The organism is Streptomyces sp. NPDC053541 (genome assembly GCF_044544705.1).
GTDB lineage: Bacteria > Actinomycetota > Actinomycetes > Streptomycetales > Streptomycetaceae > Streptomyces.
This window is the reverse complement of record NZ_JBITXM010000002.1, coordinates 611188-637092: the sequence shown is the minus strand read 5'-3', so window position 1 is coordinate 637092 and position 25905 is coordinate 611188. Positions and strand designations below refer to the sequence as shown.

General features: G+C 72.7%; 25 protein-coding genes. 13 read left to right on the top strand and 12 right to left on the bottom strand.

Annotation, left to right across the window (positions count from 1 at the left end):
• Positions 1 to 41: 41 nt before the first annotated feature.
• The 5 genes from ACIGW2_RS06960 to ACIGW2_RS06940 are packed head-to-tail and all read right to left on the bottom strand — an operon-like array spanning position 42 to position 5783.
• Positions 42 to 836 (bottom strand): ABC transporter permease, encoded by a 795-nt coding sequence (locus tag ACIGW2_RS06960; protein WP_392172078.1) that lies wholly within the window; start codon positions 834 to 836, stop codon positions 42 to 44.
• Positions 836 to 1765, bottom strand: a complete 930-nt coding sequence (locus ACIGW2_RS06955; protein WP_399841575.1) for an ABC transporter permease — start codon at positions 1763 to 1765, stop codon at positions 836 to 838. Before ACIGW2_RS06955 ends, ACIGW2_RS06960 begins: the two co-directional genes overlap by 1 nt.
• Positions 1762 to 2928, bottom strand: a complete 1167-nt coding sequence (locus tag ACIGW2_RS06950; protein WP_361586166.1) for an ABC transporter ATP-binding protein — start codon at positions 2926 to 2928, stop codon at positions 1762 to 1764. The genes ACIGW2_RS06955 and ACIGW2_RS06950 overlap by 4 nt, the downstream gene beginning before the upstream one ends.
• A gap of 43 nt (positions 2929 to 2971) precedes the next feature.
• Positions 2972 to 4219, bottom strand: coding sequence for a PotD/PotF family extracellular solute-binding protein (locus tag ACIGW2_RS06945; RefSeq protein WP_399841572.1), 1248 nt, complete (start codon positions 4217 to 4219; stop codon positions 2972 to 2974).
• A gap of 49 nt (positions 4220 to 4268) precedes the next feature.
• Positions 4269 to 5783: a gamma-aminobutyraldehyde dehydrogenase gene (locus ACIGW2_RS06940; protein ID WP_391652708.1), complete on the bottom strand. Its 1515-nt coding sequence runs from the start codon at positions 5781 to 5783 to the stop codon at positions 4269 to 4271.
• A gap of 176 nt (positions 5784 to 5959) precedes the next feature.
• Between ACIGW2_RS06940 and ACIGW2_RS06935 the strand changes: the two genes are divergently transcribed.
• Positions 5960 to 6502 carry an NADAR family protein gene (locus tag ACIGW2_RS06935; protein ID WP_399841569.1) on the top strand — a complete coding sequence of 181 codons (543 nt, stop codon included), beginning with the start codon at positions 5960 to 5962 and terminating at the stop codon, positions 6500 to 6502.
• Between the two features lie 105 nt (positions 6503 to 6607).
• Here ACIGW2_RS06935 and ACIGW2_RS06930 read toward each other — a convergent pair whose 3' ends face one another.
• Entirely contained in the window at positions 6608 to 7225 is a 618-nt protein-coding gene (locus ACIGW2_RS06930) for a DUF4190 domain-containing protein (RefSeq protein WP_391652706.1), read from the bottom strand.
• An 89-nt stretch (positions 7226 to 7314) separates the two neighbouring features.
• On the opposite strand from ACIGW2_RS06930, the gene ACIGW2_RS06925 reads away from it, so the two are divergent.
• The 6 genes from ACIGW2_RS06925 (at position 7315) to ACIGW2_RS06900 (ending at position 13027) form a co-directional block, all read left to right on the top strand.
• Positions 7315 to 8340 carry an adenosine deaminase gene (locus ACIGW2_RS06925; protein ID WP_356062029.1) on the top strand — a complete coding sequence of 342 codons (1026 nt, stop codon included), beginning with the start codon at positions 7315 to 7317 and terminating at the stop codon, positions 8338 to 8340.
• Positions 8341 to 8360: 20 nt separating this feature from the next.
• Positions 8361 to 9050, top strand: a complete 690-nt coding sequence (locus ACIGW2_RS06920; protein ID WP_399841566.1) for a glycerophosphodiester phosphodiesterase — start codon at positions 8361 to 8363, stop codon at positions 9048 to 9050.
• The gene (locus ACIGW2_RS06915) at positions 9047 to 9826 is read left to right on the top strand and encodes an SAM-dependent methyltransferase (RefSeq protein WP_391652703.1); all 780 of its coding nucleotides are present in this window, start codon (positions 9047 to 9049) and stop codon (positions 9824 to 9826) included. The genes ACIGW2_RS06920 and ACIGW2_RS06915 overlap by 4 nt, the downstream gene beginning before the upstream one ends.
• Complete coding sequence (locus ACIGW2_RS06910; protein ID WP_399841563.1) at positions 9826 to 11022, top strand: sensor histidine kinase; 1197 nt, start codon at positions 9826 to 9828, stop codon at positions 11020 to 11022. Before ACIGW2_RS06915 ends, ACIGW2_RS06910 begins: the two co-directional genes overlap by 1 nt.
• Entirely contained in the window at positions 11019 to 11735 is a 717-nt protein-coding gene (locus ACIGW2_RS06905) for a response regulator transcription factor (RefSeq protein WP_361586186.1), read from the top strand. The genes ACIGW2_RS06910 and ACIGW2_RS06905 overlap by 4 nt, the downstream gene beginning before the upstream one ends.
• 95 nt (positions 11736 to 11830) lie before the next feature.
• On the top strand, positions 11831 to 13027 hold the full coding sequence (locus ACIGW2_RS06900; protein ID WP_399841559.1) for a serine hydrolase domain-containing protein: 1197 nt from the start codon (positions 11831 to 11833) through the stop codon (positions 13025 to 13027).
• Here ACIGW2_RS06900 and ACIGW2_RS06895 read toward each other — a convergent pair.
• The 4 genes from ACIGW2_RS06895 to ACIGW2_RS06880 all read right to left on the bottom strand — a co-directional run bounded on the left by ACIGW2_RS06895 (position 12993) and on the right by ACIGW2_RS06880 (position 16920).
• Complete coding sequence (locus ACIGW2_RS06895; RefSeq protein ID WP_391652700.1) at positions 12993 to 13568, bottom strand: hypothetical protein; 576 nt, start codon at positions 13566 to 13568, stop codon at positions 12993 to 12995. The two genes, ACIGW2_RS06900 and ACIGW2_RS06895, sit on opposite strands and share 35 nt — an antisense overlap.
• 30 nt (positions 13569 to 13598) lie before the next feature.
• On the bottom strand, positions 13599 to 14129 hold the full coding sequence (locus ACIGW2_RS06890) for an HXXEE domain-containing protein (protein ID WP_391652699.1): 531 nt from the start codon (positions 14127 to 14129) through the stop codon (positions 13599 to 13601).
• Between the two features lie 49 nt (positions 14130 to 14178).
• On the bottom strand, positions 14179 to 15342 hold the full coding sequence (locus tag ACIGW2_RS06885) for a spermidine/putrescine ABC transporter substrate-binding protein (RefSeq protein ID WP_399841719.1): 1164 nt from the start codon (positions 15340 to 15342) through the stop codon (positions 14179 to 14181).
• A 141-nt stretch (positions 15343 to 15483) separates the two neighbouring features.
• Positions 15484 to 16920: a gamma-aminobutyraldehyde dehydrogenase gene (locus ACIGW2_RS06880; protein ID WP_391652698.1), complete on the bottom strand. Its 1437-nt coding sequence runs from the start codon at positions 16918 to 16920 to the stop codon at positions 15484 to 15486.
• A gap of 205 nt (positions 16921 to 17125) precedes the next feature.
• On the opposite strand from ACIGW2_RS06880, the gene ACIGW2_RS06875 reads away from it, so the two are divergent.
• The 6 genes from ACIGW2_RS06875 (at position 17126) to ACIGW2_RS06850 (ending at position 23228) form a co-directional block, all read left to right on the top strand.
• Complete coding sequence (locus ACIGW2_RS06875; RefSeq protein WP_356062006.1) at positions 17126 to 17617, top strand: Lrp/AsnC family transcriptional regulator; 492 nt, start codon at positions 17126 to 17128, stop codon at positions 17615 to 17617.
• Positions 17602 to 18990 (top strand): aspartate aminotransferase family protein, encoded by a 1389-nt coding sequence (locus tag ACIGW2_RS06870; RefSeq protein WP_356062003.1) that lies wholly within the window; start codon positions 17602 to 17604, stop codon positions 18988 to 18990. The genes ACIGW2_RS06875 and ACIGW2_RS06870 overlap by 16 nt, the downstream gene beginning before the upstream one ends.
• Before the next feature lie 216 nt (positions 18991 to 19206).
• Positions 19207 to 19935, top strand: a complete 729-nt coding sequence (locus tag ACIGW2_RS06865) for an ABC transporter ATP-binding protein (RefSeq protein WP_391652943.1) — start codon at positions 19207 to 19209, stop codon at positions 19933 to 19935.
• Positions 19917 to 21005 (top strand): hypothetical protein, encoded by a 1089-nt coding sequence (locus tag ACIGW2_RS06860; protein WP_391652697.1) that lies wholly within the window; start codon positions 19917 to 19919, stop codon positions 21003 to 21005. Before ACIGW2_RS06865 ends, ACIGW2_RS06860 begins: the two co-directional genes overlap by 19 nt.
• Positions 21006 to 21034: 29 nt before the next feature.
• Complete coding sequence (locus ACIGW2_RS06855; protein WP_399841553.1) at positions 21035 to 22138, top strand: LOG family protein; 1104 nt, start codon at positions 21035 to 21037, stop codon at positions 22136 to 22138.
• A 70-nt stretch (positions 22139 to 22208) separates the two neighbouring features.
• Positions 22209 to 23228 (top strand): hypothetical protein, encoded by a 1020-nt coding sequence (locus ACIGW2_RS06850; protein WP_399841550.1) that lies wholly within the window; start codon positions 22209 to 22211, stop codon positions 23226 to 23228.
• Here ACIGW2_RS06850 and ACIGW2_RS06845 read toward each other — a convergent pair.
• Positions 23225 to 24250, bottom strand: a complete 1026-nt coding sequence (locus ACIGW2_RS06845; RefSeq protein ID WP_399841548.1) for an ABC transporter ATP-binding protein — start codon at positions 24248 to 24250, stop codon at positions 23225 to 23227. The genes ACIGW2_RS06850 and ACIGW2_RS06845 overlap by 4 nt on opposite strands.
• Positions 24250 to 25863 carry an ABC transporter permease gene (locus ACIGW2_RS06840; protein WP_399841545.1) on the bottom strand — a complete coding sequence of 538 codons (1614 nt, stop codon included), beginning with the start codon at positions 25861 to 25863 and terminating at the stop codon, positions 24250 to 24252. Before ACIGW2_RS06840 ends, ACIGW2_RS06845 begins: the two co-directional genes overlap by 1 nt.
• Between the last annotated feature and the right edge of the window lie 42 nt (positions 25864 to 25905).

The following is a 25905-nucleotide window of genomic DNA, read 5'->3' as shown; positions in this document are numbered from 1 at the left end:
CTTCGGTGCCCGGCCGGCCGGGCGGCCGGCCGGGCGCTCGTTCAGGCTGTTGCCGTTTTCTTGCGCCGGTTCGTGATGATCTGCCCGGCCACGACCACCAGCACCGCGATGACGAACATCGCCGTGCCGATGACGTTGATCTGGACGGGGGTGCCACGCTGCGCCGAGCCCCAGACGAACATGGGGAAGGTGACGGTGGAACCCGCGTTGAAGTTGGTGATGATGAAGTCGTCGAAGGAGAGCGCGAAGGCGAGCAGCGCGCCGGCGGCGATGCCGGGCGCGGCGATCGGCAGGGTGACCCGCAGGAAGGTCTGCGCGGGGCCCGCGTAGAGGTCGCGGGCGGCCTCCTCCAGGCGCGGGTCCATGGACATGACCCGGGCCTTGACGGCGGTGACGACGAAGGACAGACAGAACATGATGTGGGCGATCAGGACCGTCCAGAAGCCCAGCTCGATCCCCATGTTCAGGAAGAGGGTGAGCAGCGAGGCGGCCATGACGACCTCGGGCATCGCCATCGGCAGGAAGATCAGCGAGTTGATCGCGCCGCGCGCCCGGAAGCGGTAGCGGACCAGCGCGAAGGCGATCATCGTGCCGAGCAGGACCGCGCCCAGGGTCGCCCAGGCGGCGAGCTGGAGCGAGAGCGAGAGCGACTCGCACATGTCGGCGACGCCGCAGGGGTCCTTCCAGGCGTCGAGCGAGAACTCCTGCCAGGAGTAGTTGAAGCGTCCCTTCGGCCTGTTGAAGGAGAACGCCATCACCACGAGGTTCGGCAGGATCATGTACGCGAGCGTGAGCAGGCCCGCGATGACGACGAGGTTCTTCCGCAGCCAGCGCATCAGACCAGGTCCTCCGTTCCGGCACGGCGGATGTACACGGTGACCATGCCGAGCACGATCGCCATCAGGATGAAGGAGAGGGCGGCGGCCGTCGGGTAGTCGAGCACCCGCAGGAACTGCGACTGGATGACGTTGCCGACCATCTTGGTGTCGGTGGAGCCGAGCAGTTCGGCGTTGACGTAGTCGCCGCTGGCCGGGATGAAGGTGAGCAGGGTGCCGGAGACGACGCCGGGCATCGACAGCGGGAAGGTCACCTTGCGGAAGGTGGTGGCCGGGGAGGCGTAGAGGTCCTGCGCGGCCTCGTGGAGGCGCCCGTCGATCCGCTCCAGGGAGGTGTAGAGGGGCAGGATCATGAAGGGCAGGAAGTTGTACGTGAGGCCGCAGACGACGGCCATCGGGGTGGCGAGCACCCGGTTGCCCTCGGTCCAGCCGAGCCAGTTGGTGACGTCGAGGACGTGCAGCGTGTTGAGCGCGTCGACCACCAGGCTGTCGTCGGCGAGGATCGTCTTCCAGGCCAGCGTCCGGATGAGGAAGCTGGTGAAGAAGGGCGCGATGACGAGCACGAGCAGCAGGTTGCGCCAGCGGCCGGCCTTGAAGGCGATGAGGTACGCGAGCGGGTAGCCGAGCAGCAGGCAGAGCAGGGTCGCGGTGCCGGCGTAGAGCAGCGAGCGCACGAACTGCGGCCAGTACTCCTGGAAGGCGTCCCAGTAGGTGCGGAAGTGCCAGGTGACCTCGAAGCCCTTCTCCAGGGAGCCGGTCTGCACCGAGGTGGAGGCCTGGTAGACCATCGGCAGCGCGAAGAAGACGAGCAGCCAGACGATGCCGGGGAACAGCAGCCAGTACGGGACGAGCCGCTTGCGGGTGGAGGGCTTGCGCAGGACCGGTTCCCCGGCCGCCGCCGGCGCCTCCTTCGTCAGGGTCGCGGTCACGAGGCGTCCTCCACCGTCTCCACACCGGCGTCGATGTCCTGCGCCGCGTCGAGGCCGAAGGTGTGCGCCGGGTTCCAGTGCAGGACGACCTCGGCGCCGGGGCGCAGGCGGGCGTCGCGTTCGATGTTCTGCTCGTAGACCTGCAGTTCGGCGCCGGCCGGCGAGTTGACCACGTACTGGGTGGAGACGCCGATGAAGGAGGAGTCGACGATCCGGCCGGTGACCCGGTTGCGGCCGTCGGCGATCGAGCCCGCGTCGTCGGCGTGCGCGAGCGAGATCTTCTCCGGGCGCACGCCCACGAGCACCTTGCCGCCCTGGCGGACGGCGGAGGTACAGCGGTCGCCGGGCACCCGGAGCTTGCCGCCGCCGGCGGTGACGAGCACGTCGGAGCCGGTCTCGAGGACCTCGGCCTCGATGAGGTTGGAGGTGCCGAGGAAGTTGGCGACGAAGGTGGTCTTCGGGTTCTCGTACAGGTCGGCGGGGGCGCCGAGCTGCTCGACCCGGCCGCCGTTCATGACCGCGACCTGGTCGGCCATGGTCATGGCCTCCTCCTGGTCGTGGGTGACGTGCACGAAGGTGATGCCGACCTCGGTCTGGATGCGCTTGAGCTCCAGCTGCATCTGGCGGCGCAGCTTGAGGTCGAGGGCGCCGAGCGGCTCGTCGAGGAGCAGCACCTGCGGGTGGTTGATGAGCGCGCGGGCCACGGCGACGCGCTGCTGCTGGCCGCCGGAGAGCTGGTGCGGCTTCTTGTGGGCGTGCTCGCCGAGCTGGACGAGTTCGATCATCTCGTCGACCTGCGGCTTGACCGACTTGATGCCGCGCCGGCGCAGGCCGAAGGCGATGTTCTCGGAGATGTCCATGTGCGGGAAGAGCGCGTAGGACTGGAAGACGGTGTTGACCGGCCGCTTGTAGGGCGGGAGGTCGGTGACGTCGGTGTCGCCGAGGAAGACGGTGCCGGTGCTGGGGTCCTCCAGGCCGGCGATCATGCGCAGCGTGGTGGTCTTGCCGCAGCCGGAGGCACCGAGCAGGGCGAAGAAGGAGCCCTGCGGGACGGTCAGGTCGAGCGGGTGGACGGCGGTGAAGGAGCCGTACGACTTGCTGATCCCGGAGAGGCGCACGTCGCCGCCGGTGTTCTTTCCCGTGTGCGTGGTCTTGTCAGTCATGGGTTGCTGTCCCAGGGAGTGAGAGGGGTGGACGAGGCCGGACTCAGGCGCCGATGAGCTTGGCGAACTTCTCCTCGTACGCCGTCTCCTCCGCGCTGCTGAGCGAGCGGAAGGCGTGGGACTTCTTGGCCATGGCCTTGTCCGGAAGGATCAGCGTGTTGTTCGCGAGCTCGGGGTCGATCTTGGCGAGCTCGTCCTTCACGCCGTCGACGGGGCAGACGTAGTTGATGTACGCGGCGAGCTGGGCGGCGACGGGAAGCTCGTAGTAGTAGTCGATGAGCTTCTCGGCGTTGGCCTTGTGGCGGGCCTGCGCGGGCACGAGCAGGTTGTCGCTGGAGGTGATGTAGCCGGCGGCCGGGATCGCGTACTTGATGTCCGGGTTGTCGGCCTGGAGCTGGATGATGTCGCCGGCCCAGGCGAGGCAGGCCGCGATGTCGCCCTTGTCCAGGTCGGAGGTGTAGTCGTTGCCGGTGAAGCGGCGGATCTGCTTGGTGTCGACGCCCTTCTGGAGGCGCCCGATCGCCGCGTCGTAGTCGGCGTCGGTGAAGCTGCCCGGGTCCTTGCCCATGTCGAGCAGGGTCATGCCGACGGAGTCGCGCATCTCGGTGAGGAAGCCGACCCGGCCCTTGAGCGCGGGGTCGTCGAGCAGCTGGGTGACGGAGTCGACCTTCTTCCCGCCGGTCGCCTTGGCGTTGTAGGCGATGACGGTGGAGATGCCGGTCCAGGGGTACGAGTAGGAGCGGCCCGGGTCCCAGTCGGGGCGGCGGAACTGCGCGGACAGGTTCGCGTACGCGTTGGGCAGGTTTGACGGGTCGAGCTTCTGCGCCCAGCCGAGCCGGATGATGCGGGCGGCGAGCCAGTCGGTGACGCAGATCAGGTCGCGGCCGGTGTCCTGGCCGGCCGCGAGCTGCGGCTTGATCTTGCCGAAGAACTCGACGTTGTCGTTGATGTCCTCGGTGTACTTGACCTTGATCCCGGTGCGTTTGGCGAACGCCTCCAGGGTCGGGCGGGACTTCTCGTCCTCGCTGACGTCCATGTACTCGGTCCAGTTGGAGAAGGCGACGGTCTTCTCCTTGGCCGAGACGTCGATGGACGCGGGACCGTTGCCCTCCCGCTTGGCGGGCGGGATGCCGCAGGCGCTCAGGGAGGCGAGACCGCCGACGGTGAGCGCGCCGACGCCTCCGGCGCGCAGCACCGAGCGGCGGCTGAGGGCGCCCCGGCCGCTGGTGAGGCTGCGCCGCATCGCCGCCATCTGCGCGGCCGAGAGGCTGTCGGACTGGTACTGCTCCATGCGCTGTGCCCTTCCGGGTGGGTGGGTGCCGCTGGTCGGACGGCGAGTGCTATCGGTCCCCGAAGATCGTGCGGTGCCAGTCCTTGGCGGGCACCGCCGTGTTGTCGAACATCACGTGCTTGACCTGCGTGTACTCCTCGAAGGAGTAGGCGGACATGTCCTTTCCGAAGCCCGAGGCCTTGTAGCCGCCGTGGGGCATCTCGCTGATGATCGGGATGTGGTCGTTGACCCAGACGCAGCCGGCCTTGATCTCGCGGGTGGCCCTGTTCGCCCGGTAGACGTCGCGGCTCCAGGCGGAGGCGGCGAGGCCGTACGGGGTGTCGTTGGCGAGCCGGATGCCCTCGTCGTCGCCGTCGAAGGGCAGGGCCGCCAGGACCGGTCCGAAGATCTCCGACTGCACGACCTCGCTGTCCTGCGCGGCGCCGGTGATCAGGGTGGGACGGTAGTATGCGCCGTTCTCGAGCTCGCCACCAGGGGCTTCTCCGCCGGTGACGACGGTGGCGTACGCCCGGGCCCGCTCCACGAAGCCGGCCACCCGGTCGCGCTGGGCGTGGCTGACGAGCGGGCCGAGGTCGGTCTGGGGGTCGAAGGGGTCGCCGAGGCGGACCGTCTCCATGAGCTCGGCGACGCGGGCGACGAAGGCGTCGAACAGCGGCCGCTGGACGTAGGCGCGGGTGGCGGCGGTGCAGTCCTGGCCGCTGTTGATGAGGGAGGCGGCGACGGCGCCGTGGGCGGCGGCCTCCAGGTCGGCGTCGTCGAAGACGACGAAGGGGGCCTTGCCGCCGAGTTCCAGGTGGAGCCGCTTGACGGTGCCGGTGGCGATCTCGGCGACCCGCTTGCCGACGCCGGTGGAGCCGGTGAAGGAGGTCATGGCCACGTCGGGGTGGCCGACCAGGTGCTCGCCGGCGACCCGGCCGGCGCCGTTGACGATGTTGATCACGCCGTCGGGGATGCCGGCCTCGGTGGCCGCCCGGGCGAACATCAGCGAGGTCAGCGGGGTGAGCTCGGCGGGCTTCAGGACGACGGTGTTGCCGGCGGCGACGGCCGGGAGGATCTTCCAGGCGGCCATCTGCAGCGGATAGTTCCAGGGTGCGATGGAGCCGACGACGCCGATCGCCTCGCGCCGGACGTACGAGGTGTGGTCGCCGGAGTACTCGCCGGCCGACTGGCCCTGGAGGTGCCGGGCGGCGCCCGCGAAGAAGGCGGTGTTGTCGACGGTGCCGGGCACGTCGAACTCGCGGGTCAGCTTGATGGGCTTGCCGCACTGGAGGGACTCGACCCGGGCGAACTCCTCGGCCCGCTCGGCGAGGACCCCGGCGAAGCGGTGCAGCGCGTCGGAGCGCTCGCCCGGGGTGGCGCCGGACCAGCCGGGGAAGGCTTCCCTGGCGGCGGCGACGGCCGCGTCCACGTCCTCGGTCGAGGCGAGGGTGTAGGTGTGGACGGTCTCGCCGGTGGCCGGGTCGACGACCGCGTGCTCCCGCTCCGAGGTTCCGTGGCGGAGTTTCCCGCCGATGTACTGCGCGCCGTCCGCGAAACGGTCCGACACCTGGAAGCGGTTGCCCATGACGCTCTCCGTTGTTCCCGCTCGAGTTGAGTGCCGATCCTGGCAGAGGGCTCCCGGTCCAACAAGTGATTCCGTTGTTGCCTTTTGGTTACGCGACGGAATCGGTCGATCAATGTGTCGAGGACGGCGGGAAATTGCCGTACGGAGTGTCCGTGGCAACTGGAACAGTGGCATGCATGAACGAACTGGATTCCCTGAAACAGCAGGTCAGAAGTGGAGCACGGGTCAAGTGGCTGCACTTCTGGGGCCACCGCCCGCACCCCTCCGGACGGCTCTCGGCGAGCTGTCTGAGCCAGTGGTGGCCGTCGCCCTTCGAGGTGGACGGCGTGCGCTACGCGACCGCGGAACACTGGATGATGGCGCGCAAGGCGCGCCTGTTCGAGGACCCGGAGGCGGAGCGGGCGGCGCTGGCGGCCGCCTCTCCTGCGCAGGCGAAGAAGGAGGGCCGGCTGGTGCGCGGCTTCGACGAGGAGGTCTGGCGCCGCGAGCGCTTCGGCATCGTGGTGGAGGGCAGCGTCCACAAGTTCGCCTCGGACGAGGGCCTGCGGTCCTTCCTGCTCGGCACCGGCTCCCGGGTCCTGGTGGAGGCCAGCCCGGTGGACCGGGTCTGGGGCATCGGGCTCGCCGCGGACGACCCGGCCGCCGGGGACCCGGACCGCTGGCGCGGCCTGAACCTGCTGGGCTTCGCCCTGATGGAGGCCCGCGAGCGGCTGCACTGACCGGGTCCGGACATGCGAAAGGGGGCCGTGCGCGGCCCCCTTCGGCATGTCCGCCGGACCAGCGGTCCGCCGGTCCGGTTCCGTCCGGCCAGGAGTCCGGCCCGGCTAGGAGCGTCCCTCGACGACGAGGGAGGTGTCCCAGGAGTCGTTGCCGCTCTTCTCCCAATCGTCGACGTTGGCGAAGACCCAGCCGTAGAAGACGAGCATCAGGATGCCGAGCACGATGCCGATGGCGCCGAGGACGATGCCCGCGGTGGCCTGGCCGCCGTTGTTGGCCTCGCCGCGCTGCACCCGCTTCCGGCCGATGACGCCGAAGATCACGGCGAGGACGCCCAGGATCAGGCTGGGCAGTCCGTAGAAGCAGAAGATGACCACCGCGATGATGCCGACCACCATGGCGGCCGTGCCCATGCCGTTGGACGGCGCCTGGCCCCAGCCCGGGGGCTGTCCGCCGTACCCCGCCCCGTAACCGGGGTACGGCGCGGGGGCCGGCGCCGGCGGGTAGCCGTACCCGGGCGTGCCGGCGGCGGGCGTGGGCGTGGGCGTCGCGGGCGGGCCGAAGGCGCCGCCCGGCGCGGCCGGCGGCGGTGGCAGCTCGGCGCCCGGCATCGAGGCGATGGTGGGCTGGTCGTGGACCGCGGGCCGGTCGGCCTTGCTCAGTTCGACGCCGTCCTGGTTCGGCGGCGCCCACGGGTCCGCGGGCTGGTCTCTGTTGTCGGACATGTGCCTCCCCCAATGTGGTCACGCCATGCTACGGCCTCCCCCGTCCGGGGGAACGCTCCGGTCGGCGGGCCCCGGCCTACGATGACCCGATGACCGACCTTCACGCCTTCATCGCGGGGCTGCCCAAGGCCGAGCTGCACGTCCACCACGTCGGCTCCGCCTCGCCCCGCATCGTCGCCGAGCTGGCGGCCCGTCACCCCGACTCCAAGGTCCCGACCGACCCCGAGGCCCTGACGGACTACTTCACCTTCACCGACTTCGCCCACTTCATCGAGGTCTACCTGTCCGTCGTGGACCTGGTCCGCACCCCGGAGGACGTGCGGCTGCTCACCTACGAGGTGGCCCGGGACATGGCCCGGCAGAACATCCGCTACGCGGAGCTGACCGTCACCCCGTACAGCTCGACCCGCCGCGGCATCGACGAGCGCGCCTTCATGGACGCCATCGAGGACGCCCGGCTCGCGGCCGAGAAGGAGCTCGGCGTGGTGCTCCGCTGGTGCTTCGACATCCCGGGCGAGGCGGGTCTGGAAGCGGCCGAGGAGACGGCGCGGCTCGCCGTCGAGCTGCGGCCCGAGGGCCTGGTCTCCTTCGGTCTGGGCGGGCCGGAGATCGGCGTGCCGCGCCCGCAGTTCAAGCCGTACTTCGACCGGGCGCGGGCGGCCGGGCTGCGGTCCGTGCCGCACGCGGGCGAGACCACCGGCCCGGAGACGGTCTGGGACGCCATCCGCGAGCTGGGTGCCGAGCGCATCGGCCACGGCACCAGCTCGGTGCACGACCCGGAGCTGCTGGCCTACCTGGCGGAGCACCGGATCGCCCTGGAGGTGTGCCCCACCTCGAACATCGCGACCCGCGCGGTGGAGCGCCTGGAGGACCACCCGGTGAAGCGGATGGTGGAGGCCGGGGTGCTCGTCACCATCAACAGCGACGACCCGCCGATGTTCGGCAGCGACCTCAACAACGAGTACGCGGTCGCGGCCCGGCTGCTCGGCCTGGACGAGCGCGGTCTCGCGGCGCTCGCGAAGAACGCGGTGGAGGCCTCGTTCCTGGACGAGGCCGGCAAGGCGCGGCTCGCCGAGGAGATCGACACGTACACCGAGCGCTGGCTGAGCGCCTGACATTCAGCAGAATGGGGTCCATGGCCCCCGTGACCCTCGTAGCCCACCGCGGCGACCCCTACCGCGTCCGCGAGAACACCGTCCCCTCGATCGTCTCGGCCTTCGAGCGGGGCGCGGACGTGGTGGAGGTCGACGTCCGGCTCACCGCGGACGGCGTCCCGGTGCTGCTGCACGACGAGGGCCTGAAGCGCCTGTGGGGCTTCGACCGGCCGCTGGCCGCGCTGCGCCTGGGCGAACTGCGGGAGCTGACCGGGGACGGGGTGCCGACGCTGCGCGAGGCGCTGATCGCGGCGGGCCCGCACCGGCTGATGCTGGACCTGCCCGGCGGGAACGCGGCCTCGGTGCGGACGATCGTGGGCACGGTCCGCGAGTGCGGCGCGGCCGAGCGGGTGCTGTACTGCGCGGGCGGCACGGCCATGCTGGACGTCCGGGCCGCCGACCCGGCCGCCGAGATCGCGCTGACCTGGAACACGCTGGCCCCGCCGCGCCCGGTGCTGCTCGACGCGGTCCGCCCGAAGTGGCTCAACTACCGCTTCGGCCTTGCGAGTCGGGAGCTGGTCGAGCGGGTGCACCGGGCCGGTCTGCTGGTCTCGGTGTGGACCCCGGACACGAAACGGAACATGCGTAAGCTGATCGGGAACGGGGTCGACTCGATCACCACGAACCGGGTCGACGCCCTGGCCGCCGTCTTGCGAAAGGTCCGTGGATGAACGACAGGATCCGCACCGACATCGCGCACAACGCGCGCGTCTGGAACTACTGGCTCGGCGGCAAGGACAACTACCCGGTGGACCGGGAGGCCGGCGACCGGGTGACCGCGCTGCACCCCGGCATCGGCGCGGTGGCCCGCGCGGACCGCGCGTTCCTCGGCCGGGCGGTGACCCATCTGACCGCCGAGGCCGGCATCCGCCAGTTCCTCGACATCGGCACCGGCCTGCCGACCGCCGACAACACCCACGAGGTCGCCCAGCGGATCGCCCCGGACGCCCGGATCGTCTACGTCGACAACGACCCGATCGTCCTCACCCACGCCCGGGCGCTGCTCACCGGCACCCCCGAGGGCGCCACCGCCTATGTGGACGCGGACGCCCGGGACCCCGAGCGGATCCTCGCGGCGGCGGCCGGCACGCTCGACCTCACCCGGCCGGTCGCCGTGCTGATACTGGGCATCCTCAACTTCGTCCTCGACCTCGACGAGGCCCGCTCGGTGGTCCGCACCCTGATGGCCGCGGTGCCGTCCGGCAGTTACCTGGTCATCACCCACCCCACCTACGACCCCGAGGTGGGCGGCGAGGCCAACGTGGCGGCCATGGAGTTCTGGAACGCGCACGCCACCCCGCCGATCACGGCCCGCAGCCGCGCCGAGTTCGCCGGTTTCCTCGACGGCCTCGACGTGCTGGAGCCGGGCATCGTGTCCTGCTCCCGCTGGCGCGACCCGGAGGGGACGGACGTGGCGCAGTACGGCGCGGTGGCCCGCAAGCCGTAATGCGCGCAGGGGGGACGGAACGGCGGGACCCGGCGGCGCGGGCCCGCGCGCTCGCCGAGCGGCTGCGGTCGCGGGCCGAGGCCAATCCGTGGGCGGTCGACGTCGGTCTGGCGCTGCTGGTGCAGGCGGCGATGACGATGCCGTTCGTGGTGCCGCGCGGACCGGAACTGGAGCCGGCGACCTGGCCGGCGTACGGGCTGACCACGCTCACCGTCGTGCCGCTGGTGTGGCGCCGCCGGGCCCCGCTGGCGGTACTGCTCGCGGTCGTCGCGACGAGCGGGCTCTACCGGCTGGCCCTGGAGGGCCCGGGCCAGCCGCTGCCGTACACCGGCCTGGTCTGCCTCTACACGATCGCGGTGCTCTCGCCGCCGGGGAAGCGGCTCGCGGCCGGGGCCCTGGTGGCGGTCGCGGTGCCGGTGTCGGTGTGGCTCAACACCCGGTCGGCACGCGAACTCACCTTCTCCCTCTTCGTGTTCGGCGCCGCCTACGCCTTCGGGCGGCTCACCGACGCCCGGCAGCGGGCGCACCGGGCCGACGCGGAGCGCGCCGCGGCGCGCGAACGGGCCCGGATCGCCCGGGAGATGCACGACATCCTGTCGCACGCGGTGAGCCTGATGATCGTGCAGGCGGAGGCCGGACCGGTCGCGGTGCGGGCGGCGCCGGAGCGGGCGGAGGCCGCGTTCGAGGCGATCTCGGCGACCGGCCGGGACGCCATGGTGCAGCTGCGCCGGATGCTGGGCGTGCTGCGCGAGGACACCACCGGGCCGGCGGCGCCGCGCGCCCCGCAGCCCGGGCTCGGGGAGCTGCCCGCGCTGCTCGACCGGGTGCGGGCCGGGGGTCTCGACGTGCGGTACGTGACGGAGGGCGCCGGGCGCCCGCTGCCGGAGGCGACCGGGGCGACGGTGTTCCGGATCGTGCAGGAGGCGCTGACCAACACGGTCCGGCACGCCCGGGCCCGCGCGGTCACGGTGTGCCTGGACCACCGGCCCGCCGAGCTGGAGGTCCGGGTGACGGACGACGGTCGCGGGCCCCGGCCCGGCGGCACGGCCGGGCACGGTCTGGTCGGGGTCCGCGAGCGGGCGGCGGCGCACGGCGGCACGGCCTCGGCCGGCCCCGGCCCGGACGGGCGGGGCTTCGAAGTGCGGGCGGTGCTCCCGCTGGGGCGGGTCGTGGAGACGCGGGAGGTGCCGGGGTGACGATCCGGGTGGTGGTGGCGGACGACCAGGAGCTGGTGCGCAGCGGTTTCGCGCTGATCCTGGACGTCCAGGAGGACATCGAGGTGGTCGCGGAGGCCGGGGACGGCGCGGCGGCGGTGGCGGCGGTGCGGCGGCACTCCCCCGACGTGGCCCTGCTGGACGTCCGGATGCCGGTGATGGACGGCATCGAGGCCTGCCGGGCGATCTCCGCCGGTTCGGCCTGCCGGACGGTGATGCTGACGACCTTCGACGCCGACGAGTACGTGTACGAGGCGCTGCACGCGGGCGCGAGCGGTTTCCTCCTGAAGGACGTGCGCCGGGACGACCTGGTGCACGCGGTGCGGGTGGTCGCGGCGGGCGAGGCGCTGCTTGCCCCGTCGGTGGCCCGGCGGCTGGTGGAGCAGTACACGGCGGGCGGCCCGGCGCGCCGTGACCCGCGGCCCGATCCGCGGCTCGACGTGCTGACCGGCCGGGAGCGGGAGACGCTGCTGCTGCTCGCCCGGGGCCTGTCGAACGCGGAGATCGCGGCGGAGCTGGTGGTGAGCGACCACACGGTGAAGACGCACGTGGGGAACGTGCTGGCCAAGCTGGGGCTGCGGGACCGGATCCAGGCGGTGATCTGCGCGTACGAGACGGGTCTGGTGACGGCGGGCGCTCCCCCGGCCGGGGGAGGTCACGGCGCGGGCGGCTCCCCCGGGTGGGCGAGGGGCTGAGCGGCGGGGACCGCCGGTGCGGGCGATCCGTGGATCGTGCCTGGTCAGCAGGATGGTGGCGATCGAGAAAGCCGGTTCGCACCCATGGAGTCGACATGAGGAAACCCACCCGCACGCTGCTCGCCGCCGCCCTGGTCCTGGGCGTCGCCGGAGGTCCGGCGGTGCTGCCGGCCGCCGCCGCGCCGGCCCCCGGGGTCGCGGCCGGGGCGGCGGTCCCGGCCACCGTGCCCGACACCGTCCCGACCGCCGCCCTGGAGGCGGCGCTCGCCGGCCTCCCGTCGAAGGACGCGACGGCGGCCCTGGTCCGGGTCGGTGGCACGGAGGGCGCCTGGCGGGGCAGCGCGGGCGTGCACGACCTGAGGACGAACCGGCCGGCGGACCCGGGCGGCCGGTTCCGGGCCGGTTCGGTGACCAAGGTGTTCACGGCGGCGGTGGTCCTCCAGCTCGCCTCGGAGGGCCGGATCGACCTGGACCGCCCGGTCCGCGGGTATCTGCCGGAGCTGATCCCGGCCGCGTACGGCGGGGTCACCGTGCGCCAGTTGCTCAACCACACGCACGGCATCCCGGCGGCGGAGCTGCCGGGCGAGACGGTCGAGGAGTGGTACGCGCGCCGCTTCGTCACGTACGACCCGCGCGAGCTGGTGCGCTCGGCGACGGCGCGGCCGCGCGAGTTCGCCCCCGGCGAGCGCCAGCACTATCTGAACATCGGCTACACGATCGCGGGTCTGCTCGTGGAGCGGGTCACCGGTGACACGTACGCGCACCAGGTGGAGGCGCGCGTGCTGCGGCCGCTCGGGCTGCGGGACACGTACTTCCCCGGCGACAGCCCGCGGATCGAGGGCCGGCACAACCACGGTTACCAGTGGATGCGGCTCGACGACGGGACGACCGGGCTGCGGGACGTCACGGTGTGGGGCGCGACGGACGGCTTCGCGGCCGGGGACCTGATCTCCACCACCGCCGACCTGGAGCGCTTCACCCGGGCGCTGTTCGCGGGCCGGGTGGTGCGCGGGCCGCTCCTCGAGGAGATGTTCACGCTGCCGAAGGTGACGGACTTCGGGTCGGGCGCCCCGGCCGCGTACGCGGTCGGCCTGTCGATGAAGAAGCTGGGCGGGCGCGAGGTGTGGGGGAAGACGGGTGGCCGCTGGGGCTCCAACGCGGCCATGGCCTCGACCCGCCACGGCGAGCGGACCCTGGTCTACGGGGTCCACTCGACCGACGCGAAGGGCCGGGACATGAACCGGGTGGCGATGGACCTCATGCTGGCGACGTACGGCCCGCCGTCGGAGTGAGTCCGGTCCCGGCCGGCCCGGCGTCCGCGGCCGTGCCGAGCGCCTCCAGGCGCTTGATCAGCCGGCGCACGGCGAGCAGCGGCAGGATGCCGAACACGCCGAAGGACATGTCGATCACCGACCACCAGAAGGGGATGCCGCGGACCGGTCCGCAGATCAGGGCGAGCGGGACGATGCCGACGCAGGCGATCATGCCGAACTCGATCACCCAGATGTTGCGGACCGGGTCGCGGTAGGGCCCGTAGAAGGCGACGGCGATGACGAGGTGGGCGAAGGCCAGCCAGTCGGTGCCGTAGAGGAGGTACGGGGCTTCGGCGTCGGCTCCTTCGAGGCCGCCGCGCACCCGGGCGATCCACTCGGCGAGCCCGGGGAAGGCGTGCCCGAGCGGGGCGGCCCAGGTGTCCAGGGCCCCGTCGAGCAGCCGGAGTTCGGTGACCAGCGGGAACGCGGTGGCCCCGCTGAGCACCAGACAGACGATGAAGACGACCAGCCAGACGCGGATGCGCTTGAGGAGGGCTCTGGGCCCGTTCGTGTCGCTCATGGGGGCAGCGTACGCCCCTCATGAACGCGTTCAAAAACGGGGGGCGAGCGTGCGCGCGACGGCGTGCGAGACGGCGGTCGCCCCGGCCGCGAGGGCGAGCCCGGCCGCCACGTCCCTGCCCCGGGCGGGCCGCAGCACCCCGGCCCGCCGCAGCCGGCCGCGCGCCCACAGCGTGAACGGCACGACGAGCAGCGGCGAGGTGACCGAGCCGGGCGTGACCCCGCGCACGACCGCGGCCTGCGCGAGGTGCACCAGGCCGTGCAGGCCGAAGCCGTTCAACGCCCCCTGGTAGAAGGCGGACCGACCGCCGGAGCGGGCCCCGGCCACGGCGGCCGAGCCCACGATCACCGCCATCACCGCGACGGCCGCCCGGAATTCGCGCTCGTCCACCGAGCCGAGGGCCCGCCACACCCGCTCCGGCACCCCCGGGAAGCGCTCCTTCAGCTCCGGCAGGTGCTCCCGCATCCAGCGCGGCCCGTACACCACCTCCTCGGCGTCGTGCAGCGCCCAGGCGGCGAACAGTCCGTACGTGACAGCCGAGTTGATCCCCGTTTCGGTCATGCGTACGGCTTATCACGGTGGGGCGCGGGTGCGGGCGGCGCCGCCCGTTTCACAGACCGACGATCGCGTTCCAGCGCCGGGCGAACTCGGTGCGCTCCTCGGGGCCGATGTCCCGGGCGATCGCCAGGCGGCGGCGCATGGCGGCGTCCGGGAAGATCAGCGGGTCCTCGGCGAGGGCGGCGCGGTCCTCGTCGCCGGAGTCGGCGAGGACGGCCTGGGCGGCGGGGACCGGGCAGACGTAGTTGACCCAGGCGGCGAGTTCGGCGGCGACCTCGGGCTCGTAGTAGTAGTCGATCAGCTGCTCGGCGTTGGTCTTGTGCGCGGCGAGGTTGGGGATCAGCAGGGACTCGGCCCACAGTTCGGCGCCCTCCTCGGGGACGACGAACGCGATGTCGGGGTTGTCGGCCTGGAGTTGGATGACGTCGCCGGAGTAGGCCTGGCAGGCGAGGACGTCGCCGGTGGAGAGGTCCTTGATGTAGTCGTTGCCGGTGAAGCGGCGGATGTGCTTCCGGCGGACGAGTCCCTCGATCTGCTCGCACAGGGCGTGGAAGTCGTCGGCGGTCCAGCGGGTGACGTCGACGCCGTTGCCCTGCATGAGCAGCGCGAAGGACTCGTCGAGGCCGGACAGCAGGGTGACCCGGCCGCGCAGGTCGTCGGCCCACAGGTCGCGGGTGGAGCGGATCTCCCGGCCGAGCTTCCGGCGGTTGTACGCGATGCCGGTGATGCCGGACTGCCAGGGCACCGAGTGCAGCCGGCCGCGGTCGAAGGCGGGCGTGCGCAGCAGCGGGTCGAGGTGCCGCGCGACGTGGGGCTGCCGGGAGCGGTCCATCTCCTGGACCCAGCCGAGGCGGACGAAGCGTGCGGCCATCCAGTCGCTGATGACGACGAGGTCGCGGCCGGTCTCCTGGTGGTTCATCAGGGAGGGGCTGATCTTGCCGAAGAACTCGTCGTTGTCGTTGATCTCCTCCGTGTAGCGCACGGAGATCCCGGTCCGCCGCGTGAAGGCGTCCAGGGTGGGCCGCCTGGCCTCGTCGTCCTCGTCGGTGTCGATGTAGAGCGGCCAGTTGGCGAAGGCGAGCACCCGTTCGCCCGCGGACAGGTCGCGTCCCGCGCGGTCGTCCGGCTCGACGTACGCGGGCGGCACCCCGCAGCCGGCGAGGAGCGCGCCGGCGCCGGTGCCACCGAGTCCGCGCAGCAGCGCGCGGCGGGTCATGGTCTTCGCTGTCGTCCTGGTCACCCGCCCAGCTTTCCGGCGGGCTCCGAGCTGCGGCAATGGACGTTCCGTCGACCGGAAGGGCGCGGCCCCGGCACCTTGTCGATCAAGGTGCCGGGGCCGCGCGGGGCTCGGTGCGGGTCAGCCGAGGGAGGTCATCACGTGCTTGATGCGCGTGTAGTCCTCGAAGCCGTACGCCGAGAGGTCCTTGCCGTAGCCGGACTTCTTGAAGCCGCCGTGGGGCATCTCGGCGACGAGCGGGATGTGGGTGTTGATCCACACGCAGCCGAAGTCGAGCGCCTTGGACATGCGCATCGCGCGGGAGTGGTCCTTCGTCCAGACCGAGGAGGCCAGGGCGTACTCGACGCCGTTGGCGAACTCCAGGGCCTGGGCCTCGTCGGTGAAGGACTGGACGGTGATGACGGGGCCGAAGACCTCGTTCTGGATGATCTCGTCGTCCTGCTTGAGGCCGGAGACCACGGTCGGGGCGTAGAAGTAGCCCTTGTCGCCGACCCGGTGGCCGCCGGCCTCGACCTTGGCGTGCGCCGGGAGGCGGTCGATGAAGCCGGAGACCTGCGTGAGCTGGTTGGCGTTGTTGAGCGGGCCGTAGAGCACGTCCTCGTCGTCCGGCTGACCGGTCTTCGTCTCGGCGGCGGCCTTGGCCAGCGCGGCGACGAACTCGTCGTGGATGGACTCGTGGACGAGCACGCGGGTGGCGGCCGTGCAGTCCTGGCCGGCGTTGAAGAAGCCGGCGACGGAGATGTCCTCGACGGCCTTGTCGATGTCGGTGTCCTCGAAGACCACGACGGGGGCCTTGCCGCCGAGCTCCAGGTGGACGCGCTTGACGTCCTTGGCGGCCGACTCGGCCACCTGCATGCCGGCGCGGACGGAGCCGGTGATGGAGGCCATCGCCGGGGTCGGGTGCTCGACCATGGCGCGGCCGGTCTCGCGGTCGCCGCAGACCACGTTGAAGACGCCCTTGGGGACGATCTGGCCGATGATCTCGGCCATCAGCACGGTGGACGCCGGGGTGGTGTCCGAGGGCTTGAGGACGACGGTGTTGCCCGCGGCGAGCGCCGGGGCGAACTTCCACACGGCCATCATCATCGGGTAGTTCCACGGCGCGACCTGGGCACAGACGCCCACCGGCTCGCGGCGGATGATCGAGGTCATGCCCTCCATGTACTCGCCGGCCGAGCGGCCCTCGAGCAGCCGGGCGGCACCCGCGAAGAAGCGGATCTGGTCCACCATCGGCGGGATCTCCTCGCTCGCGGTGAGGGCGACCGGCTTGCCGGTGTTCTCGACCTCGGCGGCGATCAGGTCCTCGGCGCGCTCCTCGAAGGCGTCCGCGATCTTCAGGAGGACCTTCTGGCGCTCGGCGGGCGTGGTGTCACGCCAGGCGGGGAAGGCGGCCGCGGCGGCCTCCATGGCGGCGTCGACGTCGGCCTGGCCCGACAGCGGGGAGGTGGCGTACACCTCGCCGGTGGCCGGGTTGATCACGTCGATCGTGCGGCCGTCGGCCGCGTCCCGGAACTCCCCGTTGATGTAGTTGCGCAGCCGGCGCAGCTCGGTGGTCACTTGCCACCCCTCCTGTCACGTTCTGTCTCCGCACTCCGTCGTGCGGCGTCCCGATGTGCGAGACACCTCAGCCTAATCGGTTCACTGACGCTTTCAACAGGCCCGACGGCCGCCAACTTCGGATTCAGTGTGATCAACAGCCCTGGACAACGAATTTCATCGCTTTGGGGTTGCGAGAACGACAGGTTCGGTGCACAGTGAAGTCGTGGCCAGTCGAAGCACAGACCCGAGAACCGGAACCGGTTCGTCCCCGACGATCGACGCCGTCTCCCTGGCGATCATCGAACAGCTCCAGCAGGACGGGCGCCGCCCCTACGCCGCCATCGGCAAGGCCGTCGGCCTGTCCGAGGCGGCCGTGCGCCAGCGCGTCCAGAAGCTGCTCGACCAGGGCGTCATGCAGATCGTCGCCGTCACCGACCCGCTCACCGTGGGATTCCGGCGCCAGGCGATGGTCGGCATCAACGTCGAGGGTGACCTGGATCCGGTCGCGGACGCGCTGACGGCCATGGCCGAATGCGAGTACGTGGTGATGACCGCGGGCTCCTTCGACCTCATGGTGGAGATCGTCTGCGAGGACGACGACCACCTCCTGGATGTGATCAACAAGCGCATCCGCACCCTCCCCGGGGTGCGCTCCACCGAGAGCTTCGTCTACCTGAAGCTCAAGAAGCAGACCTATATGTGGGGAACCCGATAGCCGTGAGCCAGTCCCGCAGCGACCTGTCAAAGTCCGCCTACGACCACCTGTGGATGCACTTCACCCGCATGTCGTCGTACGAGAACAGCCCCGTCCCCACCATCGTCCGCGGTGAGGGCACCTACATCTACGACGACAAGGGCAGGAAGTACCTCGACGGCCTCGCCGGCCTGTTCGTGGTCCAGGCCGGACACGGCCGCACCGAGCTCGCCGAGACCGCCGCCCGGCAGGCCCAGGAGCTCGCCTTCTTCCCGGTGTGGTCCTACGCCCACCCGAAGGCCGTCGAGCTCGCCGAGCGCCTCGCCCACGAGGCCCCCGGCGACCTGAACAAGGTGTTCTTCACCACCGGCGGCGGCGAGGCCGTCGAGACCGCCTGGAAGCTGGCCAAGCAGTACTTCAAGCTCATCGGCAAGCCCACCAAGTACAAGGTCATCTCGCGCGCGGTCGCCTACCACGGCACCCCGCAGGGCGCCCTCTCCATCACCGGCCTGCCCGGTCTGAAGGCCCCCTTCGAGCCGCTGGTCCCCGGCGCCCACAAGGTGCCGAACACCAACATCTACCGCGCCCCGATCCACGGCGACGACCCGGAGGCCTTCGGCCGCTGGGCCGCCGACCAGATCGAGCAGCAGATCCTCTTCGAGGGCCCCGACACCGTCGCGGCCGTCTTCCTGGAGCCGGTGCAGAACGCCGGCGGCTGCTTCCCGCCGCCGCCCGGCTACTTCCAGCGGGTCCGCGAGATCTGCGACCAGTACGACGTGCTGCTCGTCTCCGACGAGGTCATCTGCGCCTTCGGCCGCCTCGGCACCACCTTCGCCTGCGACAAGTTCGGCTACGTGCCGGACATGATCACCTGCGCGAAGGGCATGACCTCCGGCTACTCCCCGATCGGCGCCTGCATCGTCTCCGACCGCCTGGCCGAGCCGTTCTACAAGGGTGACAACACCTTCCTGCACGGCTACACCTTCGGCGGCCACCCGGTGTCCGCCGCCGTCGGCCTCGCCAACCTCGACATCTTCGAGAAGGAGAAGCTGAACCAGCACGTCCTCGACAACGAGGGCAACTTCCTCTCCACGCTGCAGAAGCTGCACGACCTGCCGATCGTCGGCGACGTCCGCGGCAACGGCTTCTTCTACGGCATCGAGCTGGTCAAGGACAAGGCCACCAAGGAGTCCTTCAACGAGGAGGAGACCGAGCGCGTCCTGTACGGCTTCCTCTCCAAGGCGCTCTTCGACAACGGCCTGTACTGCCGGGCCGACGACCGCGGCGACCCGGTCATCCAGCTGGCTCCGCCGCTGATCTCGGACCAGTCCACCTTCGACGAGATCGAGCAGATCCTGCGCGCCACCCTCACCGAGGCGTGGACCAAGCTCTGACCGTTCTCGACGCGCGCCACGCCGCCCTCACGGCGTGACCCCGGCCCGGGCATGCGGCCATCCGAGTGGATGGCGGCCTGCCCGGGCCGCGTGCCGTCCGTATCACCCGATCGAAATCCTTAACGTGCCGAGGGACCCCAGTGACCCACCGGCCCGCCCCGTCGTTCCCCCGTCCAGGGGAACGAACACTGTTTGGCTTCGATCGAGGTGTACGCGATGGCCCCACCGGACAACGACGTGCTCTGGGCGCGTTCCCTGCGCTGCGCCCTGGGCGGCTCGGACGTGCTGACCGGAGTCTGGATCGGCGCGCGCGAGGGGGAGATCCTCGCCGTCACCGGCCCCCGCGGCAGCGGCAAGACCACCCTGCTGCGCTGTCTGTCCGGCCAGACCCGGCCCCAGGAGGGCGAGGTCTGGTTCAACAGCGCCCCCGTGCACACCATGAACCGGGCCCAGCGCGAACGGCTGCGCCGCGAACGCTTCGGCTGGATCGACCCCGAGCCCGGACTCGTCCCCGAACTCACCGGCTGGGAGAACGCTGCCCTGCCGCTGCTGCTGCGCGGCGTGTCGCACCGCGCCGCCCGCACCGCCGCCGTCGAGTGGCTGGAGCGCCTCGACACCGGCGCCGCCGCGAAGCAGCGCCCGCATGCCCTCACCCAGTCCCAGCGCCAGCGGATCGCCATCGCCCGCGCCCTGGTCACCACCCCCGCGGTGCTCTTCGCCGACGAACCGACCGCGACCCTGCACCGCGCCGACGGCGCCCAGGTGCTGCGCACCCTGACCGCCGCGGCCCGCTCGCACGGCATCACCGTGCTGCTCGCCAGCGGCGACCCCGAGGTCGCCGCCCTCGCCGACCGCACGGTCGCGCTGCTCGACGGGCGCCGCGTCGGCGCCGTACCGCCGGCCACCGGGGCGGAGGGCGTCACCGCGTGCTCGCTCTCCGTCTAGTCCGCGGCACCCACCCCGTCGTCCAGCTGCGCCGGCTGCTCGTCGCCGCGGCCGCCGCCGGGGTGGGCTTCCTGCTGCTCTGCTCCCTCGGCTATGCCGTCGGCCACCCCCGGAACTCCTCCGAGGCCGTGCTGCGCCTGCTGTGGTGCGCCCTGCCGCTCGCCGCGACGGTGCAGTTCGCGGTCGCCGTGGCCCGCACCGACCCCAGTGTGCGGCCCCGGCCCGGGCTGTCCGCGATCGGCCTCGGCCCGGCCCGGCTCACCGCGATCGCCGCCACCTCCACCGCCGTCGCCTGCACCCTCGGCTCGGCCGTCGCCCTGCTCTGCTACCTGCACCTGCGCGGCGACATCACCGGACTGCCCTTCGACGGCGCCGCCGCCGACCTGCTCGCCGCCGACCAGCCCGTCCCGCTCGCCGCCGCCCTCACCCTGCTCGCCGTCGTCCCGGTCGCCGGCGCCACCGCGGCCGGTCTCGCGCTGCGCCCCCGGAAGACCGCCGACGCGCCCGTCGTACGGTCCGCGACCGCCGGCCTGCCCTGGGGCGTGGCCCTGCTCGCGACGGGCCTGGCCGTCGAGACGTACGCCGCCCGCGGCGACGGCGGCGGGGTACTGGCCGGCTGGGTGCTCACCGCGATCGGCCTCGCGATGGCCGGCCCCGGCATCACCCACGGCTGCGGCCGGCTCCTCCAGCTGGTCCGCCCCGGCGCCGTACGCCTGCTGGCCGGCCGGGTCCTCATGGACGAGGCCCGCCGCATCGGACGCCCGCTCGGCGTGGTCGCGGCGGTCGGCTCCGGCGCGGTCGCCGGCTACGCGCTGTACGGCGGCGAGCTCGGCCCGCTGTCCTGGCTGGGCGTGACCGTGGTCGTCGGCTGCACCACCGCGACCCTGCTCTCCGCCGCCCTGGAGTCCAAGCAGGCCCGCACCCACACCACCGAGGCACTCCTGCGGCTCGGCGCCCCGCCGACCGTGCTGCGCACCACCGCGCTGCTGCGCGCGGGCGTGCTGCTCGCCGTGTTCGTGCCGCTCACCTGGGCGGTGGGGGCCCTGGCGGCCGTTCCCCTGCGGGGCTGAACGGCCGGCCCCGGCCTATCGTGGGGCGCATGACCCACGAGCGCGAGATCCACTCGGCCGCCGAGTTCGACGCGGTGCTCGCCACCGGCGGCTCCCTGCGCGGCCGCCGGATCCAGTCCGTGGACCTCACCGAGCGCACCGACGCGCTGCTCTCCCACTCCACCGCCGACGCCGTGTTCCTCGGCTGCCCGATGCGGCCCGAGGCCGCGGCGAAGGTCCGCGCCGACGGTGCGCTGGTCTTCCCGCCGGTGCCGGACCTCCCCTTCGACCCGTACCGGGCCCGGCTCTACTCCCCCGCCGAGCTGTACGAGGGGATCACCGGGCTCTCGTACGAGCAGACCCCGGACGCCCGCTCGTACGCCTGGTTCGGGCGCACCCGCGCGGACGGCGACATCTTCTCCTCGATGCTGCGCTCGCTGCACGACGACGCCATCTCGGACGCCCTCGACGAGGCGCTCGCGGGCGCGCGGGTGGTGGGCGTGATGGGCGGGCACGCGATGGTGCGCGGCGGCGCCGCGTACGCGGGCACGGCCCGGCTCGGCCGCGCGCTGACCCGGGCGGGCCTGACGGTGGCGACGGGCGGCGGCCCGGGCGCCATGGAGGCGGCGAACCTGGGCGCCTACGCGGCGCCGCTGCCCGACCCGGCGCTCGACGAGGCCCTGGAGCTGCTCGCCAAGGCCCCGTCCTTCACGCCGTCGGTCACCGACTGGGCGCGGGCCGCCTTCGAGGTACGGGCCCGGTGGCCGCACGGCGGCGACTCGGTCGGCATCCCCACCTGGTTCTACGGCCACGAGCCGCCGAACGCGTTCGCGACCCGGATCGGCAAGTACTTCGCCAACGCCACCCGCGAGGACGGGCTGCTCGCCCGCTCGACCGCGGGCGTGGTCTTCCTGCCGGGCGCGGCCGGCACGGTCCAGGAGATCTTCGACAACGCCACCCCGAACTACTACGCCTCCCGCGGCGCCCCGACCCCGATGGTCCTGGTCGACCGCTCCCACTGGACCACCCGCCTCCCGGCCTGGCCCCTGCTCGCCGCCCTCGCCGAGGACCGCCCGATGGCATCGCGGATCGCCCTGGTCGACTCGGTCGACGAGGTGCCCGGGACGCTGGAACGGCTCGCCGCCGCCCCGTAGTGGTGGTGTCCCGGAAGGCTGCGGGAAAACCGTTTGGCCCGGCGTGCCGCGTCGGGCACAATCCCCCGCGATGTACGGGGTGAGGGACGTGTTCGTGTGTGCCGGGTGCGGTGCGGAGCTGACCGTGCCGGTGGTGCGGGTGCCGTTGCCGGCCGGGGCGCACCTGTCGTACGGGCACGACGTGATGCCGCCGTTGATGGCGCCCGGCACCTATGCGGTGGATCCGGAGCCGTCGGGGCCGCCGTTCGGGCAGTGGGAGGAGCTCGGGGAGGCGGAGGCGGCGGCCCGTGGGCTGTTCGCGCCGGTGTATCCGGTGTCCTTCGGGGCGCGGGGGCGGGTGGTCGTGGCGCCGGGCGACGTGCGGGGCACGCGGCTGATCCCGGAGCACTCGGGGAACTCCTGTCTCGGCATGTGCGTGGGCGAGCGGCCCAGTATGGCGTGCGCGGGCTGCGGGGCGCTCGTGGCCTCGCGGGTGGACGACTGCGGGCTGTGGCAGGCGGTGTGGATCGAGCCGGACGCGGTGCGCCGGGTCCCCACCGGATGTCCCGCCCAGGACCGGGAGTTCGAGCCGCTGCCGCCGCTCGACCCGGGCGGCGGCTGGAGCGACGTGTGGCAGGACGCCACCGGCGCGGCCCTGGCGCACCTGCTCGTCGCCTCGGGCGGCGCCCCGCTCGCCCTGCCCGACGGCCTGCTCACCGAGGTGTTCGGCGCGCCGCTGGACGCCCTGCTGCCACCCGGCCCGCCGCCCCTGCGGGTGGGCCTCGCCGGCCCGGGGCTGCCCGACGACGGCCTGGACATCGCCCTCGTCCCGTACGACCGGGACACCGGCGGTCCCTGGCGACCGACGGGCGGCGCGGTGCCGGTGGCGCTGCCCGACGGCGTGTGGGCGCATCTCGCGCTGCCCGGCGAGACCCGGCCGATCCCCGCCTCGGGCACCCTCCCGGACGGCGTGCTGCGCGACGACTACCCGCTGCCGGACCACCCCTGGTACCGCTTCCGCCCGAACCACCAGGCCTTCCGCGCCACCCTGGCCCGGTGCCCCGAGGCCCGCGAGCCGTGGCTGCGGGCGCTGTTCGACCGCGGGTTCTAGGCGCCTTCCTCCAGCACGACCACGTCCTCCGCTCGGAACTCCACGTCCACCTCGGCGCCCTCCTCCGGCGCGTCCCGGAGGGTGAACTCGGCCTCCAGGGGCGGGCCTTCGGCCGGGCGGAGGGTGACGGCGACCCGGTCGCCGCGGAAGGTGCGGGTGGTGACCCGGCAGGCCAGGCCCTCGCCGGCCGGGACCGGGCGCAGGGCGGCGGGGCGGACCAGGAGGCGGCGCTCGCCCTGCGGCGAGCCGTCGGGGACCGGGATCTTGCCCCAGACGGTGTCGGCCGCGGCACCGGTGACGGTGGCCGGGACGACGTTGTCGAAGCCGAGGAAACGGGCGACGAACTCGGTGGCGGGGCGCCGCCACACCTCGACGGGCGTCCCGGACTGCGCGATCCGCCCCTCGTTCATGACCACGACCCGGTCGCCGAGGGCGAAGGCCTCGCCCTGGTCGTGCGTGACGGCCAGCACCGTCGTGCCCAACCGCCCGAACAGCGCCCGGAGTTCCACCACGAGCCGCTCCCGCAGGCCGCGGTCGAGCTGACCGAGCGGCTCGTCCAGCATCAGCAGCCGGGGCCGCGGCGCCAGCGCCCGGGCCAGCGCCACGCGCTGCTGCTCGCCGCCGGACAGCGCGGACACGGCCCGCCGCCCGGCGCCCGGCAGGCCGACCAGGTCGAGCAGCTCGGCGACCCGCGCGCCCTGCTCGCCCTTCGGGACGCCGTGCATGCGCAGCCCGAAGGCCACGTTCCCGGCCACGTCCCGCTGCGGGAACAGCTGGTGGTCCTGGAACATCAGGCCCAGCCCGCGCCGGTGCACCGGCACCCCCGCCTGGTCGGCGCCGCCGAGCAGCACCCGGCCGGCGTCCAGCGGCTGGAGCCCGGCGACCGCCCGCAGCAGCGTCGACTTGCCGCTGCCGCTCGGCCCGAGCACGCACACGATCTCGTGCTCGGCGACCTCCAGGTCCACCGCGTCGAGCACCGCCCGGTCCCCGAAGCGCACGGTCGCGCCGGTCAGCGACAGCATCAGAACTCCCCCGTGGTCCGGTCGGAGCGCAGCCGTTCGAGCAGCAGCAGGGACACCGCGCACACCACCATCAGAATCGTCGAAAGGGCCATCGCCTGGCCGTAGTTGAGCTCGCCGGGCCGGCCGAGCAGGCGGGCCACGGCGACCGGCAGGGTCGGGTTGTCGGGCCGCGCGATGAACACGGTCGCCCCGAACTCGCCGAGCGACACCGCGAACGCGAACCCGGCGGCGATCAGCAGCGCCCGCCGCACCAGCGGCAGGTCGACCTCCCGCCAGGCCCGCCAGGGCGAGGCCCCGAGCACGGCCGCCGCCTCCCGCAGCCGCTCGTCGACGGCCCGCAGCACGGGCAGCATGGTGCGCACCACGAACGGCACGCCGACCAGCGCCTGGGCGAGCGGGACGAGGATCCAGGAGGCCCGCAGGTCGAGCGGCGGCTCGTCGAGGGTGATGAGGAAGCCGAAGCCGACGGTCACCGCCGACACCCCGAGCGGCAGCATGAGCAGCGCGTCGAAGCCGCGCACCAGCCGGCCGGCCCGCCGGGTGAGCGCCGCCGCCGCGAGCCCGCCGATCAGCACGGCGATGCCGGTCGCGGCCAGCGCGTACCGCAGCGAGTTCACGATGGTGTCGGTGAGCGGCACGAGGAAGGTGCCGCCCTCGTCGACGTGCCCGAGCGCCCGGTAGTAGTCCAGGCCGTAGCCGTCGGGGGTGGCGAGCGAGCGCTCCACGAGGACGCCGAGCGGCGCGAGGATCAGCAGCGCGACGGACAGCAGCACCGCGCCGAGCAGCGCCCACTGGCCGGGGCCCTGCGGGCGGTGGGCGGTGCGCTCGGCCGGGACGAGGCGCAGCGCCGTCTCCCGGCGCCGTACGGTCCGGGCGTGCACGGCGAGGATCGCGCCGACGGCGACGAACTGCACCAGGGTGAGCACGGCGGCCGTGGACAGCTGGAGCCGGTCGGCGGTCTGCCGGTAGATCTCGGTCTCCAGGGTGGAGTACGCGGGGCCGCCGAGGATCTGCACGATGCCGAAGGAGCTCGCGGTGAACAGGAACACCATGAGCGCGGCGGCCGCCACGGACGGCCCGAGCGCGGGCAGCGTCACCGTCCGCCAGGCGCGCCACCGGGAGGCGCCGAGCACCCGGGCGGCCTCCTCCTGGCGCGGGTCGAGCTGCGACCAGAGGCCGCCGACGGTGCGGACGACGACCGCGTAGTTGAAGAAGACGTGCGCGAGGAGGATCGCCCACACCCCGGTGTCGAGCCGCAGCCCCCACCAGTCGTCGAGCAGCCCGCGCCGCCCCACGAGCGCCAGGAACGCGGTGCCGACCATCACCGTCGGCAGCACGAACGGGACCGTGACCACGGCCCGCAGCACCCGCTTGCCGGGGAAGTCGAAGCGGGCGAAGACGTACGCGCCGGGCAGGGCGACGAGCAGGGTGAGCGCCGTGGAGGCGAGTGCCTGCCACAGCGTGAACCACAGCACGTCGAGGATCTCCGGCCGGCCCAGCGTCTCGCCGAACCGCCCGAACTCCCACCGCCCGTCCGGCCTGAGCCCGCGCTCCACGATGGAGACGACGGGCCAGGCGAAGAACACGGCGAAGAACGCGACGGGCAGGAGCATCAGCCCGAGCCGCGTCGCGCTCCCCGCCGCGCCGCTCCGGCG